Consider the following 16988-nt stretch of genomic DNA (forward strand, 5'->3'; position numbering starts at 1 on the left):
ATTATTAAAAGATACGTAAATTTCGGCCTTACCCGGAAATATTGCATAAGATAAACAGAAACAGATGAATAGCTTTTACCCACTAAAATTCAAAACCATTTTCAAGGAAAAGATATGGGGCGGAAATAAAATAAAAACAATACTAAAAAAAGATTTTAGCCCGCTGGAAAATTGTGGTGAGACCTGGGAGCTTTCAACCGTAAAGGGCAACATATCTGAAATTGCAAATGGCGAATTTAAAGGCATGCTTTTAGATGAGCTGCTCAAGAAGTTTCCTGATGAAATCATGGGGTCTGAAGTGGTGTCTGCCTTTGGTACAGAGTTTCCGTTACTTATTAAGTTTATTGATGCCCAGCAAGACCTTTCTGTACAGGTGCATCCCGATGATACCCTGGCTAAGGCAAGGCACAACGGCATGGGGAAGACTGAAATGTGGTATATTATGCAGGCCGATAATGGAGCCTCTTTAATTGCCGGGTTTAACCGTCCCCTGAATAAGGAGCAATATAATGACTATTTCAGCAAAGGCACCCTGGATGAAATCCTGAATAGGGTAGAAGTGGAAAAAGGTGATGTTTTTTACATCCCTGCAGGACGAATCCATACTATCGGAAAGGGTATTATGCTTGCGGAAATCCAGCAAACCTCTGATCTGACATACAGAATATATGATTTTGACAGGGTAGATGCCCAGGGCAACAAGCGAGAATTGCACGTGGAGGAGGCATTGGATGCCCTCGATTATACTTTTCATGAAAATTATAAAACACCTTATGAGCTTCATGATAACCAGCGATCTACACTTGTTCAGTCGCCCTATTTTACCACTAATAAGTTTAGTCTGAGTCAGTTAAAAGTTCTGGATTATTCGGCGGTAGACTCTTTCGTTATTTACATATGCACTGAGGGGCAGGGAAGTATCAAATACAATGGAGGAGAGCAGCCCATTACCCAGGGAGATGTATTTCTTGTGCCATCAGTTCTAAAAGAGATTAAAATACAACCCGAAAATAACCTGGAGTTGCTGGAAGTGTACATCGGTTAGCAAAGAAGTCTGTAAAAAAGTATTACCTGAGCCGGCTATAATATCAAAATTTAGCATTAACTTATATAGATTAAATGATGCTGAATTATGTGCAGATTATTAGCATACCTTGGTCAGCCGGTGTTAATGGATAAGTTCCTTTATGAGCCGGATAACTCCATGATCAAGCAGAGTTTTGAGGCTAAAGAAATCGAGGAACCTCTTAATGGGGATGGTTTTGGTGTTGGCTGGTACCACAAGCACATCACCCGTCAGCCGGCAGTGTTCGTATCCATATACCCGGCCTGGAACAACCGCAACCTGAGATACCTGGCTTCACTTGTGCAGTCAGACTGTCTGATAGCCCATGTCAGGGCTGCAAGCGTTGGTGATGTGTCTGAGTCTAATTGCCATCCCTTCCATTATAGAAACTACCTGATGGCCCACAATGGAGGTGTGGAAGAGTTTGATAAGATCAAACGTTCATTAAAAGACAAACTCTCAGATGAGCGCTATCTCTGGTTAAAAGGGCAAACGGATTCGGAACATTTGTTTGCCCTCTTTTTAGAGTACTTGTCTCAGAAAAAGGAAGATTTTACTGCTGATGATGTGGCTGATTCGTTCGAGCAAATGATAGTTACTTTAAAAGAAATGATGCGGCTCAAAGGCATTGCCGCACCGGCATACCTCAACATGGTTTTTGTAGATGGAGAAAGGATGGTTGGCCTCCGGTATACCACAGGCAAGGATGTAAAACCGCTTACCCTGTATTACTCTGAAGGAAGTAAATATGTGTGTGAAGACGGAGTCTGTTATATGGTCCCTTCCGAGGGTGTAGATAAGTCAGTGATGATAGTTTCAGAAAAGCTGACCGATATTGCTCAGGACTGGAAAAAAATTCCTGATAATCATATGGTTCTCGTCTATAAAGATCTTTCGGTAAAACTCAGAAAAGTGGTGGTTTAACTGAGTAGATGAGGTGAAAAATTAAATGCTGATTATGTTGAGTTCTTAAATCAATTTGAGTAAATTTATATTACACGACTGAGATCATTATCTCTTAGTGACAGGAGGCTGTACAGTGATTTATGACGATGTTCATCGTTGTATACACTAGCCAACCCAAAGGCGAGTTTTACTCGCCTTTGGGTTTTTTAGGGGTTACAACTTTTGGAACAAGCGTAAAATCTGTGGAGTGAATGAATCGGAAAAACAAGAACTCTCAATGTAAAGCCTACCCGTGAAACATGATAAAACTGTCCCATTGCTATTTCACCCTGATTTGCTTACTGCTTTAGCCGGTTACTATTAACAACTTTCTGTCAGCAATGAGGTGAAAATTTAGTAGCTCCCAGAAATTCCGCCTGATCCCAACTTTTCTTTTCTCGGAGTTGTTCGAGGCCGTTTTGAAAGAATCAGCCTCAAAACCGGTGAAATAAACAATCGGTAAATAAAGGTTGCAACGTGCAGCTCACCATTAGTAACCTGCACCAGCTTAATCCGTTTGCGGAATATCACCTGATCCATTAGAAGGTCCATTTTATATCAAACAGTACACTTCTTTCCGGTCTGTTGTAATCAAAAGTGTAAGCATTGTTCTTCACAAGCTGTCCTTCCGTATCAAACAGGTTTTTAATCAACAGACCAACCTCAATCTTATTTGTAGGGGTATAAGCAAGTTTCAGGTCCGTTTCTGTCCAGGCATCAATAGATTCAGGCCTGAATAACGAAGTTTCAGTCGTAATGTCAGAAGTTCTTCTGTTTACTTCTCCCTGATGGTGAATTACAGTGCTGAGGTAAAAATATCTGGATGTGTACGTAAGGCCTAAGTTACCGGTGTGTTTAGGAACCCAGGTGAGTTCATCCTTACTTTCGTCAATAGTGTCATCCAGCACTTCTTCATCCAGACGAGTAGCATAGGAATAGTTGAAAAAGCCGGAAAATTTATTTAGAGTAAACAATAGTTCGGACTCCACACCGGCAGAAGTCAATGAATAAACATTTGTGCTCAGGTTGGCATTGGCAACACTGTAGGCAATCTGGTTTTCAAAATCGGTATAAAATCCATTGACCCTCAGGTTAAATTTACTGCTGATCTTCCAGTCAGTTGCCAGCTCATAGGTAGTGATTATTTCTGGTTCCAGCTCCCCTATATTGGAAGCCAGTGAATAGGTGTTGGCGCCAAACATTTCGGTAGGGGCAGGGGTTCTGAAAGCTCTTCCGGCAAGTCCCTTGAAGGTGAGATTTTGGGAGGCAAAATATACAACACCGAGCCTTGGACTGAACTGACTAAATGATTTGCTCTTCTCGGCTCTATTGGCGTCATAGATATCAATGTAGTCGAATGACTGCGAATCGAATCTTGCACCAAGCGTGGCTTGAAGTTTATCACCGAATTTCGGAGAAATATACTGGCCAAATACGCCTATGGCGTTTACAGGCTTTTCCTTAACAAACTCAAACCATGGATTGGCATTTACAAACTCATTACCTGGATTGGCCTCATAGGTATTATTAAGGTCAATATTACTGCTGTGTGCCTCATCTCCGTTGTAAAGGAAAATGGTATGCTCAACACCAGCCAATAGAGACGATGAGGCGCCCAGTTTATAGCTGGCCTGTAATCGGGTTAGTACATCATCAGCATGTGTGCGTAAATATTCCGTGACTCCGCCAGGGTAGTCGCCGCCAAAGGCATTGTCAGAGTAATAGCGCATATTCCAGTCGATGCCATGACGCTGATATCTTGACATCAGCTCATAGCCAAAGTTTGAATCTACCTTGTTTGGTTTATACTTTACGGCTATAAGTCTTCTGAATTCTTTCATAGATTCTGGCTGGTCGGGTATATAAAATAGCCAGCCATGTCCCGTTTGGAAATTCCAGTGCTGTTCGTGGTATTGTACAGAAAGTCCTTCCAGAGAACCTTTACCGGCAATCTTTGCAAAAATGTAATTGTCGGACCTGTCATCCTGCACTTTCCTTTGCGATGTCAGGTAGTTGCCCGCAATGTCCCTGGTATCATCAAAAGACATATATTCATTTCCAAGTGTTTCATACGAATTGAAAGCGAGTAAAATAGAAGCTTTGTCATTTTCAGCTCCCGTAATAGCATCATATATTTTAGTGCCTCTGGAGCCAATCCTAACCCTGGCTGTTCCAATACCATTAAGATCAGCGGGGTTTAGCGTATTGATAGTTACCACACCGTTGGTGGCATTAGACCCATATAATGCTGAGCCTGGCCCTCTGATCACCTCAAGGGATTTGGTGAATATCATTGGGGTGATTTCCCAGGTATAGGCGGTCCCGTAAAGATTGTCATTTACCGGAACTCCATCTACCAGCATAAGCAGGTGGTTGTTATTCCAGCCTTCATAGAGGCCACGGCTGGATAAAGTGCGCCTGTCATAATCTTTTGATTGAGAGAAGCCGGGCATGTTTCCCATAATATCGTGAATACTGATCCATCCGTATTTTTGAATTTGATTTTGATTTACCAGAGAAACAACACTTGGTGCATCGGATATTTTCTGAGAGGTTTTTGAGGCACTGCTGATCTCAATATTCAACAGTTCTTCCAGAGACAAGTCAAAAAAATCAGTTTCTGTAGTATCTGCCTGGGAGTATAATGGAGTCGTATCCAATAGCAGGCAAATTATTACCGCAAATTTCGGTAGATTGTAAGTGCATTTCATAGCCAACTGTTTTTAGTTTGTTTATTAGTATTCTTATATTTTAAAAACTATGCCAATCGAGGCAGCTAGCTTGTAAAGCACTTACAGTTAATTCATTAACCTCTGGTAATGAAGGTTATACATTTTTCAAATCAGGACACTGATTCCCAAAATGATAATTTCAAAGGTCTATTTGTCTCCTTATCAATATACTAAATGTGTGTCTTTTATAAAAGGGCAGGTTAGGCTTTTATGAAGTTAAATGATGCAGGAGTTTTTTTAATGGCACTGAATACCACACTTTGAGCTTTTATGCACAAAAGTATGGCATTCAGCTAGTGGCTGACTAGTTTATTTGATCGGTAGCTACTTTATAAGTAGGGTCTTCATAATAGTTAACTTCTATTATGGCTGATGCGTTGTTCATCAATTTCCTGCAATCTTCGCTTAAATGTTTCAAGTGTACTTTTTTGCCGTTCCTGGCATACCTTTCAGTAACCTTATTTAAAGCTTCAATGGCGCTATGGTCTACAACCCTGGACTCTTTAAAATCAATCACTACATGCTCAGGGTCGTTGGCAACGTCAAACTTTTCATTAAATGCCGCTACAGAACCAAAAAATAATGGTCCGTATATCTCGTAGTGCTTATACCCATGCTCATCCGTAGTCTTCCTTGCCCTGATCCGTTTGGCATTTTCCCATGCAAATGCTAAGGCAGAAATGATAACTCCTAAAATTACAGCTACTGCCAGGTTGTGAAAGATTACCGTAACACCAGCTACCAAAACCATTACGATAACATCGGTTAGGGGAACTTTCCGGAATATTCTTAAACTTGCCCACTCAAAAGTACCTATCGAGACCATGACCATCAGCCCCACCAGTGCTGCCATAGGTATTTGCTCGATTAGAGGAGCGCCAAATAGTATGAACAATAATAAAAATACTGCTGCTACAATACCAGACAGCCTGAAACGACCACCTGAACTAACATTGATAATGCTTTGCCCGATCATGGCACATCCACCCATGCCTCCGAAAAAGCCTGTTGTTATATTGGCTATACCCTGGGCCACTGCCTCCTTATTGCCCCGACCTCTGGTTTCTGTCATCTCGTCTACTACTGCCAGGGTAAGCAGGCTCTCAATTAAACCAACGAGAGCCATGATCAAAGAATAAGGAAATATGATCTTTATCGTTTCCCAGTTTATAGACACCAGGGGCAGGTGAAATTCTGGCAGGCCACCTGCAATTGATGCTATATCACCTACCGTTTTAGTTGGGATACCGGCAAATATTACTAAAGCTGATATGCTTAGAATAGCCGCCAGTGAGGAAGGAAAAGCTTTTGTTAGTTTCGGTAAAAAGTGAATGATGGCCATTGTAACCATAACCAGTCCCAACATAATAAAGAGCGGCTCACCTTGTAACCAATGTTCAGCACCATTTTCGTCCTCTATTTTAAATTGTGCCAATTGGGATAAAAATATTACAAGTGCCAATCCATTCAGGAAACCGTAAATTACAGGTTGAGGCACTAACCGGATAAATTTACCCATTCTTAAAACACCAATGATAATCTGGATTATCCCCATTAGTACCACTGCTGCAAATAAATACTCCACACCATGCCTGGCTACAAGGCTTACCACTACCACAGCAATTGCACCGGTAGCACCAGAGATCATTCCCGGGCGGCCGCCCAATAGCGAAGTGATCAAACCGATGATAAATGCAGTGTATAGACCAATCAACGGACTTACGTCTGCTATAATAGAAAATGCCACTGCTTCTGGTACCAGGGCCAGGGCCACGGTAAGGCCTGATAGAATTTCATTCTTTGGGTTAAACCCCTTAGTTTTTAATTGTTGGATAAATGTCATTATAGTATTGAGTATGCCCGCAGATGTAGCTGATAACCTGCCGGTGGATTTATATTTATAAAAAAGTAAAAAATGAATCAGTAAAATGCCTGAGCGGGTTGGCTTGCAGTCATTCAGGGTGGAGTCGGACGGGTATATTTTGTGCTTCTCATAAAGAACCGCGAAGATAATGATTCATTAAGTATTATCAAGTATTATCTGTCAGATTTTAATGGAATAATTCCCTGCTTTGTTAACCCGGATAAAGAAAGAAGTTCTGGGAAAACAAATTTCATTTCTTAATGTTTTTCTTTTTTTTATCTTTTTTACAAAAAAAAGCACATTGCCTTTGTAAATCATTTTTGAGCTTTTATCTTTTCGATCGATTTAAAAATAAGGCGGTGCGAAAAAGGGGTGCTTATTTGAATAATCCTTCTGCAATTGACTGAATTATAGTGTGTTTACTGTCTTTTAATTCTTTAAATCTTTTTTTAGTTATGTTTTATAATTGAGATTATTTCTCAAATAAATTATATTATGTTTTTAAATTATAAATTTCCAATATATACTTGCAACAGACTTAAAAAATGACCGTGTTCGTTTCTGACAGTGTTTTGGATGTTTATGAAACTAACACAATTAAATCTGGTTGCTTACTGGAATGAATGAATAGGAATATTATAGATTGTTGGCATGCGTGTTTTAATAAGGAAAATTGATCTCTATATGTCGGGCTTGATTCAGCTATCAAGGCTGATGTTGCTTTTGGCGGGAGTATTATTTTTATTTTCAGTAAGTGCTGTAGCCCAGGAAGGGATAAAGGGAAAGTTAAATGACTTTGCTGATAATGCAGCAACAAATAAAGCTTCGGAAAAAGAACAGAAAGAGGTTGAGAAGCTAAGTACGGAACTAAAAACTGCACAGGCACAGATTGACAGTGCAAAGGCTGAACGTCAGGTTATTGATTCTATTTTTCGGGCGGAGCAGGAAGTCGGCGGAGTGGCCACTAATAATGAAGCCAAGGTGATAGATACACTGGCTTTTGAAGAGAGGTTCTTTTCTGTTAAAAAGAAGACACCTACCAATTCCAAAAGAGAAGATGACTGGAGGAAAAAGTATCTTTTTACTCACACCAATGTATATAAGAAGGTACATGAACTGGATAGCACCAAACAGGTTTTCGGCTGGCACCCTTTCTGGATGGGTACGGCCTACAAGAGTTATAACTTTTCACTGTTATCTACAATAGCATACTTTTCTTATGAGTTGGATCCGGCAACAGGTGGATACAAGTCTATTCATGACTGGAAAACAACGGCACTTATAGATTCTGCAAAAAGATACAACTGTGATGTGCTGCTGAGCGTAACTAACTTTGGTAGAGCCAATAACGCTGCATTTTTAGCTAATCAAAGAGCGCAGGCAACTTTTATAAATACACTGATCTCTCTGTTGAAGGAAAGAGATGCAGATGGTGTAAACATAGATTTTGAACAAATTCCTGGCAGTTCGCGTGCCGCGTTTAATAACTTTATTATTGATCTGTCCTCCAGTCTGAGATCCGTTAGAAAGGATTATAAAATAACACTGGCCATACCGGCCCTTGATTTTGATAATGTATACGACATACCTCAACTGAACCAATATATTGATACTTATGTGGTCATGGGTTACGAATTTTACGGATCAAATAGTACCGTAGCAGGTCCGGTTGCGCCTTTAGGCAGTGGTAATATCTGGTGGCAGTATAATCTCGAAAGTGCTGTAAATGAGTATATCACTTTAGGTATCCCCAAATCAAAGCTGCTTCTTGGTCTGCCGTACTATGGCGCAGAATGGGAAACCTATGATTTACGCTTTCCATCGAAGGTCAAGGAGTTTATTCGTTATCCGATGTTTCGTGATATAAGGAAAAACCACTATAACAGTGGTTGCTGTGAGGACGAAGTTAGTAAGAGTAAGTTTTATGTCTATCGGGATAGCAATAATAATTACAGGCAGATATGGTATGAGGATAGTGTTTCCCTTGGTAAGAAATATGACTGGGTGATAGAAAATGACCTGGGAGGAATTGGTATTTGGGCGCTTGGCTATGATAACGGTTACACGGAATTATGGGAACTTTTGGCTAACAAATTTGCGCTGAGCGACAAAGAAGTTGTAGCAGTAGCAAAAACGAGGAGCCGTTTTAGTTTCAGAAGATACTTGTCACTTGCCTTTAGGGTGATGAACAACCCATACACACTGGTAAGAAACCCAAGACCTTTGTTCGGTATATTCGGGGCTATTTTTGGCCTGAGTATGGGCGGATTCTTCCTGTTGTACCGATATGGACACAGACTTAAAAGGGTATTTAAATTATTAATAAAGTCCGGAATTACACTTTTAATATTATTTGGAGTAGCACTGATTTTTATTGCATTGCAATACATGGGATTGAAAGAGGTTTCATACCTTCTGGGAGGTTTTGTAATTGGCGTAATAATATTTCTGCTATTTAGCCATAGGTTCATTTCTGAGAAGAACCTTCCATAACTACTTAGATGATTAAAATATAAGTTTATGATAGAATCTGTTTTCATGGCCATGTCCGAAAGACTTAACAGTTATTTCGCTAATAAGTTTTCGACAGGGGATGATTTTGTGATCGTATCCAACCTCGTAAACCAGGATGGCTCTGCTGCATTAACAGAATCGGATAAACTTATCATTACTCTTGCCAATGTTCAGCAGGAATCGGTAAATACCCGACCTAACTCCGTATCTTTATTAGAAGCACCGATTAACATAAATATCCATACATTAATATCCGCCTATTTTGTTGAGGATAATTATCAGGACTCCTTTAAATATTTATCCGGTGTAATTAGCTTTTTTCAGGCAAACAAGGTGTTCAATCATCAAAATACTCCAGGGTTGGATTCTAATATTGATAAAATAACATTTGAAATATCCAATCTTGATATACAATCCCTTAGCCAGCTATGGGGTATTGTCGGTGGGAAGTACCTTCCTTCTATTTTATATAAAGTACGCATGGTTCCTATCAGGGATGATAACTTCCTTGGAGATACCGCAATTTTCTCAGGTTTAAGCAGCAATATTATATAATTGAATGATAGAGATACATTTCCAATATCGCCCATTTGCTGAGTTAAAAGTTAAACATAACTATTATGCGAAAAACTTGAATCGGGATGTGCGCTTTGTGCCTACAACCCAATGTTTGCAACTTGCCCAGCACATGGGGATTTTGATCAAAAACTCCGAAAGCGGTATATCTCTTTCTTACGATGTATCCAATTCTGATGGTCTCCTGCATTATCTTCTGAATAATGAAGACATAGAGTTTTCATTTCTACTGACAACAACCAATAGTTCGTTTGTCAATTTCACTGATATGGCCACCGAGAGTGTAGGCAATGTATTCTACTTCAATACCCTCCAGGCCAGGAAAGTAAAGGACAACAACTACCTGTTGCACAAAGGAGAGTATGTTTCAAAAGAAGACAGAGTGCCGGTAAGAAAAGGTGATTTCTATTATACCCTTGAGACCAAAGATAAAGAGGCGCACCTTGAACTTAAAGATGAAGAAGGGAGAACAGTGGCCGAACAGAAGGTGTCAGGCTTATCCAAATATCTTTTCCAGTTGAGCCGGTTGCCTCAGGGGCGCTACTCTGTCCATGAAAATGGTAAGGAGAAAATGAGTTTTGCCTATGTTAACCAAAACCTTATGCGTCAGTCGTGCATAGCCATGGTTACAGTAGGTCTTACCGGTAAAGATAAGAAAGAGCTTATTACAGTACTGGAGAGGGGAGAGCTACTCCCTTCTAAAGCATATACATTGCATTTTGAATCCAGGTCAACTTATTGGAAGTACTTCATTGTATCTAAGTACAAGCTTCCCCTGGACAAATCATCAATCCATGCGGAAGGGCAGGACGTTTCCTTTAAAGGTCCGGATAAAGTAAAACTTCCCAATGGAGACACGGCATATCTTTTTGAGGCAAGTACACCTTTGCCACTCAACGAGATTCCAAAATATAATTTAAAGTTAAGCAAGAGTAAACGAGCAGGGGGAAATGGTGAGGCTTATCTGAATCGGCTGCCAACGCCGACTCCCGATTCCATTAAGCCGGAATCGAGGAGTGAGTCTTCAAAAGTATATTCAGAACTAATTGTTTATATATAAAAATTGAATAATCAACTAATTTAAATTAACAACTATGGCCCAAACACTTGCAACCCCAGGGGTTTACATTGACGAGAAGAGTTCTTTTCCCAATTCGACAGCCAGCATACCTACTGCTGTTCCTGCCTTTATTGGATATACAGAAAGAACTGTAAGGGATGGTCAGTCTCTAATTAACAAGCCAGTAAGAATATCTTCGCTAGCAGAATTTCATAATATATTCGGCGGTGGTTTTCAGGCTCCTTTTACTATTCAGGCAGCATCTGGTGAAGAAGCTGATTTTGAAGTTGAAGGTAAAGGCTATCAGGTAGTACCTGAAAACAATTCCCGCTTCATTTTTTATGATAGCATCAGATTGTTTTTTGCTAATGGTGGTAGTACTTGCTACATCATCACTGTGGGTTCTTACTACTCAAGCGTAGCTGGAGCTTCTTCAGCGGCGTCGGCATCTGCTGACAAGAACAAAAAAAGTGATGCAGCTCCTGCAGCACCTGCAAAATCTTCAGACAGAAAAGTAAATGCAATCACTAAAAAAGCTCTTCAAGGCGGTATGGATTCTTTGATCAGCCAGGAAGAGCCTACAATATTGGTTATTCCTGAAGCAGTAATGCTTGAAGAAGCTGATTGCTACGGGCTGCAGCAGCAAATGTTGATGCACTGCGGGCTTAAAATTAAAAACAGGTTTGCCATTATAGATGTGTACAACGGATTCCAGTCAAGAACTTATGATAAGAACGATGTTATCACAAGATTCAGAGAAGGTGTAGGAAGCAACTTCCTTGCTTATGGCGCTGCATACTATCCGTATGTTTACACTTCTGTTGTTCAAAACGATGAGCTTAGCTATAGAAATATCTCAAATCTTGATGTTTTGGAAGATGTGCTTTCAAAAGAAGCTGATAGTGGAGACAAGAAAAAAGCTGAAGAGCTTAAAGCAGAGATCAAGAGATTGTCTCAGTCAGGTGTTGATGCCGAGAGTTTGAACCAGACTTTATCAGCAATTAGCCCTGCATACAAGAAGATCATGCAAAAAGTGAAGAGAGTGCTTAACATCCTTCCTCCAAGTGGTGGTATGGCCGGTCTTTACAGTGCAGTAGATGCTACAAGAGGTGTATGGAAAGCTCCTGCCAATGTAAGCTATGGTTCTGCAATTTCACCGGCAGTAAACCTTACTCACGATGATCAGGAAGATCTGAACGTTACTCCTTCCGGTAAATCAATAAATGCTATCAGATCATTCATAGGTGAAGGTACTTTGGTTTGGGGTGCAAGAACATTGGATGGTAACAGTGGAGACTGGAAATTTATAAACGTTAGAAGAACAGTAAGTTTCATTGAGCAATCAATTAAATACGCTGCAAAACCATACGTATATGAGTCTAACTCTGCAAATACCTGGATATTGATCAGAAGTATGATCAATTCATTCCTGAATAATTTATGGAAGCAAGGTGGTTTGGTTGGTACTACTCCTGATGCTGCATACGAAGTGCAGATCGGTCTGGGTACTACAATGACCCCTGCGGATATTCTGGATGGCATCATGAGAATAACAGTTAAAGTTGCTGTATCTCGTCCTGCAGAATTCATCGTAATTACTTTCGAGCAGAAAATGCAGGATGCATAATTGATCCTTTGACAAAGTAATTACCTATAAATTAACTATTTAAAACAGTATTAACTTAAAATATTAGAATAATGGCAGAGAATTTATGGCCAATAACCAAATTTCATTTTACAGTTGAAGGAGCAAACTTCACTACTGGTTTTCAGGAAGTTTCAGGTTTAGAAATTTCTTATGATCCTATCGATTACAGATCTGGTGATGATCCGACTTATTCAATGCAGAAAATTCCCGGATTGAAAAAGTTCACTTCTATCACTTTGAAAAAAGGTGTATTCCAGGATGATGACGCTTTCTACGAGTGGATTAAGGATACATTAGCTAACCCTGACAGAAGAGAGACCCTTACTATCAACCTTTTGGACGAAGAAGGTACTCCTGTTAAAACCTGGACAGTGGTAAATGCATTCCCCGTGAAGTATCAAGGACCAGACCTTAACGCTACTGATAACAACGTAGCAGTAGAGACTCTGGAGCTTGCGCACGAGGGTATCGAAATGTAATATATAATCAAAATCCGGAGTGCGGGCGGTTAATGCCTGGCTCTGGATTTTTTATTGCTGAAGTTAGAAGGGAATGAAATGTCGGATTTTACCGACGCTATAAACCAAAAAATTAAATGGCCGATAATCCATTAAGTAAGCTTTTAGATCAGCGACCTGTTACAGGGCTCCATTTTAGGGTCAGCCTTGCAGATATGGCCGGTGCAGCCAGTATGCTGGCAGGAGGTGTTGCAGGAACCAAGTTTAGTAAGGTTTCAGGATTGAAAGTATATGCATCGATCAATGAAAAAGAAGTCTCTAAATCGGATGGTCCGGAAACCTTTATTGAAGATATCAGGTACGATGATATTATTCTGGAAAGAGGCCTGACTTCTGATCCTACTCCTTTTACATTATGGTGTATGCAGGTCTTTTCTGAGTTTGCCCGATCTAATGGTTCAACTAAAGGTGTAGCAGCTACAGGTTCTTTCGCGGGAAATATGAAGGGATTTGGTGGGATGACTTCAGTGGTTAAAAATTTGGTAATTACACTTATGAATGAGAAGGGAATCCCTTTGATAGCATGGGGAATAAAAGATGCAGTGCCAATATCCTGGGATGTATCCCCTCTTGATGCAATGACAAATTCGTATGTTACAGAAACCATCAAGCTTAAACATAAAGGTTTCGAGATACTCCCAATACCTGGAGCTGATATGATTTGATGAAGTATGGCTATTGAGATTAAAGAGCTTATAATAAGAATTAAAGTGAATGAGGCAGCCTCTCAAAAAAAAGAAATAATCAGAGAGAGGGAAATCCAGCACTTAAGTAAAAAAATTATTGACGAATGCGTTGAGCGCGTTCTGGATAAACTAAACAGAGTAGAGACCAGTATAGAAAGGTAGCATGGCAAAATTAAAAATAGAATCATACAAGGACGAAAAGCTTGGAGCTAAACTGGGTTCAATGGAATTGATGTTCAACCCATCTACATTGTCATTGTCCCATAGCATAGACTATCATGATGAGCCAGCACCTAACAGGTCATCTCCTGAGGCCCGTTACAAGAAGACGGAGCCGGAAATCCTTAGTTTCGAAATATTGTTTGATGGCACCGGAGTAGCGACTGAGCCAATTACTGTTAGTGAAAAGGTTGAGACGTTTAAAGAGCTTACCTATTATTACATCGGAGATACCCACCAAACCCCGTACGTGAATGTAATTTGGGGAGATATAAATTTCAAAGGCAGGTTAAAGAGCCTTGATATAAAACATACATTATTTGATACAGAAGGTACTGTTCTGCGCTCTAACCTTACCGTTTCATTTACCAACACTATGGACCTCGAAACTGAGGCCAAAGAGAGCGACAGGCAATCTCCTGACCTTACACATGTTCGCTCGGTAAAGGCAGGTGACACTTTGCCTCTGTTATGCAATGAAATATATGGTGACCCAGGTTTATACTTAAAGGTAGCCAGGGTCAATGGTCTTACTGATTTTAGAAATTTACAGCCTGGCACTGAGGTTACTTTTCCACCAATTAAATAAGTATTGATTAAATGGCCCAATCATTATCAAAGTTAACTTCAGGGTTAGTCACCTATACTGTTTTAATAGATGGAAAGGAGATAAAGGCATCATACGCTGTACTCTCTGTTCATGTTTTTAAAGGAGTAAACCGCATATCCGTTGCCAAACTGGAGATACTTGATGGGGGTACTACCTCTGAGGATGATTTTTCCGTAAGCAATTCGAAGAGCTTTAATCCTGGCAAGGAAATAGAAATAAAAGCCGGCTACGATTCCAAAGAAGAGACGATATTCAAAGGGGTTATTATTAAACATAGCCTGAGGGTAAGCAGAGGCTCTTCCTCCCTTCAAATAGAGTGCAGGGACATTGCCGTGTCTATGACCATAGGTAGAAAAAACGCTGTTTTTTTAGAAAAAAAAGATAGCGATATCATCTCTGAAATTGTGGGTAACTACAAAGTCCAAAAGAAAATAGCTGCTACCAAGTTTCAGCATGTAGAGGTTGTTCAGCACTACGTTACTGACTGGGACTTCGTACTTATGAGAGCCGATATCAATGGCCTGATTGTTATTACTGATGACGGAAACCTGAACATACAGGAACCGGACCTTGGTGGTACTCCCGTGGCCGAAGTGAAGTACGGCTCAGACATGATCAGTTTCAATGGTGATATAGATGCCAGATCACAGGTGTCGAGTATCAATGGTGTATCCTGGGACATGGCCAATCAGAAAATAGCTACTTCTTCCTCAAACTCTGCCAAGGATGTACCACAGAGTACACTGAAATCTTCAGAGTTGGCCAAGGTAATAGGTCTGGATAAGTATACCTTACAAACTGCTGCGAATGTCCCTCTCGGTGTGCTGGATGCCTGGACGGCAGCAAAGCACCTGAAAAGCAGCCTTTCAAAAATAAAGGCTACCATGAAGTTCAGGGGGCTGGCCACAGTAAAGCCTGGTTGCCTGCTGGAAGTTACCGGTTTAAGTGATCAGTTTAACGGAAAGGCTTTTGTAGGCGCTGTAGAGCACAGGATCGAGGACAGTGAATGGATAACAGAAGTGCAATTGGGCATATCATCAGAATGGTACGCAGAAGAAACACCTAATATTGAGGCTCCTTCAGCCTCTGGCCTTTTTCCTCCTGTAAAAGGACTGCAAACAGCTATTGTCAAGCAGATCCACGAAGACAAAGATGGCCAGTACAGGGTGAAAGTTGCGCTACCTACACTTGAGAAGGATAACCTTACGATCTGGGCTAGGCTCACAAACTTTTACTCCACCAAAGACGCCGGATTGTTTTTCTATCCGGAGATAGAGGACGAGGTGATAGTAGGGTTCTTAAACGAAGACCCTCAGAGTGCTATCATCTTAGGGTCTGTTTACAGCTCGAAAAACAAGCCGGTTTACACTCCCGAGCAGAATAACTATATCAAGGGATTGGTAACTAAAGGCCAGCTGAAGATAGAGTTTGATGATGAAAATAAGATAATGACAATCATTACTCCTGCGGAGAATAAGATTGTTCTGGATGATAAAGAGGGGATGATAACAGTAATGGACAAAAATTCCAATAAGGTAGAGATGTCCAAAGACGGTATTCTGATGGATAGCCCGAAAGATATTACCGTTAAAGCCGGAGGCAGCATTATGATGGAAGCCAAAAGTAATATTGAAATGAAAGCCACGGGCGATGTGAAGACTGAGGGGATGAATGTGACCAGTAAAGGAAAAACGAAATTTGCCGCAGAAGGTGCCATGACTGAAGTGAAAGGCTCAGGACAAACGGTGATCAAAGGCGGCGTAGTAATGATAAACTAAAAAGATAAGCAATGCCACCAGCAGCAAGATTAACAGATATGCATACTTGTCCGATGGTTACGGGTACCGTACCTCATGTAGGGGGACCAATATCCGGCCCGGGAGCTCCGACTGTACTTATCGGAGGTATGCCGGCAGCAGTTGTAGGAGATATGGCCACATGTACAGGGCCTCCCGATACCATAGCTAAAGGTTCCGGTACAGTTATGATAGGAGGGAAACCTGCTGCAAGAATGGGAGATACCACCGCTCATGGTGGGTCCATTGTTTTGGGATGTATGACAGTGATCATTGGAGGTTAGTTAACCATAACCTTAAAACCAATAAAATTGAATGAAACATAAAAAGACATTTTTAGGAGTAGGCTGGAAATTTCCTCCGACTTTTGATAAAAAAGCAGGTAGTGTAATACTTGTTTCGGAAGAAGAGGACATCCGGGAGAGCCTAAGAATACTTTTATCGACAAAGAAAGGAGAGCGTGTAATGCTGCCCGAGTATGGATGCGACATGCACCATATGGTTTTTGAATCGATAGATAATAACCTCATCAGTGAAATGAAGAGGATTATTTCGCAAGCGATCCTTTATTTTGAGCCTCGGATTATACTGGAGGAAATCGTAATTGATACCGGAAGACATTTGGATGGCGTACTTGAAATCAACCTTATCTACACCGTCCGAAAAGTTAACAAAAGAAGTAACATGGTATATCCATTCTATATTCTTGAAGGTACCGATGTACGATACGAGGCCAAGCGTTAACGCTTCTTGA

Annotated in this window: 15 protein-coding genes; 13 read left to right on the forward strand and 2 right to left on the reverse strand. The window is 40.6% G+C overall.

Annotation, left to right across the window (positions count from 1 at the left end; all coding sequences use genetic code 11):
• Positions 1-64: 64 nt before the first annotated feature.
• Together LVD17_RS20110 and LVD17_RS20115 are read left to right on the forward strand one after the other, a co-directional pair.
• Positions 65-1045: a type I phosphomannose isomerase catalytic subunit gene (locus tag LVD17_RS20110; protein WP_233760805.1), complete on the forward strand. Its 981-nt coding sequence runs from the start codon at positions 65-67 to the stop codon at positions 1043-1045.
• Positions 1046-1132: 87 nt separating this feature from the next.
• Entirely contained in the window at positions 1133-1990 is an 858-nt protein-coding gene (locus tag LVD17_RS20115) for a class II glutamine amidotransferase (protein WP_233760806.1), read from the forward strand.
• 560 nt (positions 1991-2550) lie between these two features.
• Here the strand turns inward: LVD17_RS20115 and LVD17_RS20120 are convergent.
• The gene (locus LVD17_RS20120) at positions 2551-4722 is read right to left on the reverse strand and encodes a TonB-dependent receptor plug domain-containing protein (protein ID WP_233760807.1); all 2172 of its coding nucleotides are present in this window, start codon (positions 4720-4722) and stop codon (positions 2551-2553) included.
• A gap of 325 nt (positions 4723-5047) precedes the next feature.
• Positions 5048-6586, reverse strand: coding sequence for a SulP family inorganic anion transporter (locus LVD17_RS20125; RefSeq protein ID WP_233760808.1), 1539 nt, complete (start codon positions 6584-6586; stop codon positions 5048-5050).
• A 672-nt stretch (positions 6587-7258) separates the two neighbouring features.
• Between LVD17_RS20125 and LVD17_RS20130 the strand changes: the two genes are divergently transcribed.
• The 11 genes from LVD17_RS20130 to LVD17_RS20180 all read left to right on the forward strand — a co-directional run bounded on the left by LVD17_RS20130 (position 7259) and on the right by LVD17_RS20180 (position 16978).
• Positions 7259-9100 (forward strand): glycosyl hydrolase family 18 protein, encoded by a 1842-nt coding sequence (locus LVD17_RS20130; protein WP_233760809.1) that lies wholly within the window; start codon positions 7259-7261, stop codon positions 9098-9100.
• Positions 9101-9127: 27 nt separating this feature from the next.
• Positions 9128-9676: a Pvc16 family protein gene (locus tag LVD17_RS20135; RefSeq protein ID WP_233760810.1), complete on the forward strand. Its 549-nt coding sequence runs from the start codon at positions 9128-9130 to the stop codon at positions 9674-9676.
• Between the two features lie 4 nt (positions 9677-9680).
• Positions 9681-10757, forward strand: a complete 1077-nt coding sequence (locus LVD17_RS20140) for a hypothetical protein (protein WP_233760811.1) — start codon at positions 9681-9683, stop codon at positions 10755-10757.
• A gap of 34 nt (positions 10758-10791) precedes the next feature.
• Positions 10792-12384 (forward strand): phage tail sheath family protein, encoded by a 1593-nt coding sequence (locus tag LVD17_RS20145; protein ID WP_233760812.1) that lies wholly within the window; start codon positions 10792-10794, stop codon positions 12382-12384.
• A 71-nt stretch (positions 12385-12455) separates the two neighbouring features.
• Entirely contained in the window at positions 12456-12884 is a 429-nt protein-coding gene (locus LVD17_RS20150) for a phage tail protein (RefSeq protein WP_155174698.1), read from the forward strand.
• Between the two features lie 116 nt (positions 12885-13000).
• Positions 13001-13588 (forward strand): phage tail protein, encoded by a 588-nt coding sequence (locus tag LVD17_RS20155; protein WP_233760813.1) that lies wholly within the window; start codon positions 13001-13003, stop codon positions 13586-13588.
• A 6-nt stretch (positions 13589-13594) separates the two neighbouring features.
• Positions 13595-13771, forward strand: a complete 177-nt coding sequence (locus LVD17_RS20160) for a DUF5908 family protein (protein WP_155174696.1) — start codon at positions 13595-13597, stop codon at positions 13769-13771.
• Between the two features lies 1 nt (position 13772).
• A complete protein-coding gene (locus LVD17_RS20165; RefSeq protein WP_233760814.1) occupies positions 13773-14417 on the forward strand; it encodes a CIS tube protein in 645 nt (214 codons plus the stop codon).
• An 11-nt stretch (positions 14418-14428) separates the two neighbouring features.
• On the forward strand, positions 14429-16216 hold the full coding sequence (vgrG, locus tag LVD17_RS20170; RefSeq protein WP_233760815.1) for a type VI secretion system tip protein VgrG: 1788 nt from the start codon (positions 14429-14431) through the stop codon (positions 16214-16216).
• A gap of 11 nt (positions 16217-16227) precedes the next feature.
• Positions 16228-16518, forward strand: coding sequence for a PAAR domain-containing protein (locus tag LVD17_RS20175; protein ID WP_233760816.1), 291 nt, complete (start codon positions 16228-16230; stop codon positions 16516-16518).
• Positions 16519-16549: 31 nt separating this feature from the next.
• On the forward strand, positions 16550-16978 hold the full coding sequence (locus LVD17_RS20180; protein ID WP_155174692.1) for a GPW/gp25 family protein: 429 nt from the start codon (positions 16550-16552) through the stop codon (positions 16976-16978).
• The last annotated feature ends 10 nt before the right edge of the window (positions 16979-16988 follow it).

Source organism: Fulvivirga ulvae (genome assembly GCF_021389975.1).
GTDB classification, from domain to species: Bacteria; Bacteroidota; Bacteroidia; order Cytophagales; family Cyclobacteriaceae; genus Fulvivirga; species Fulvivirga ulvae.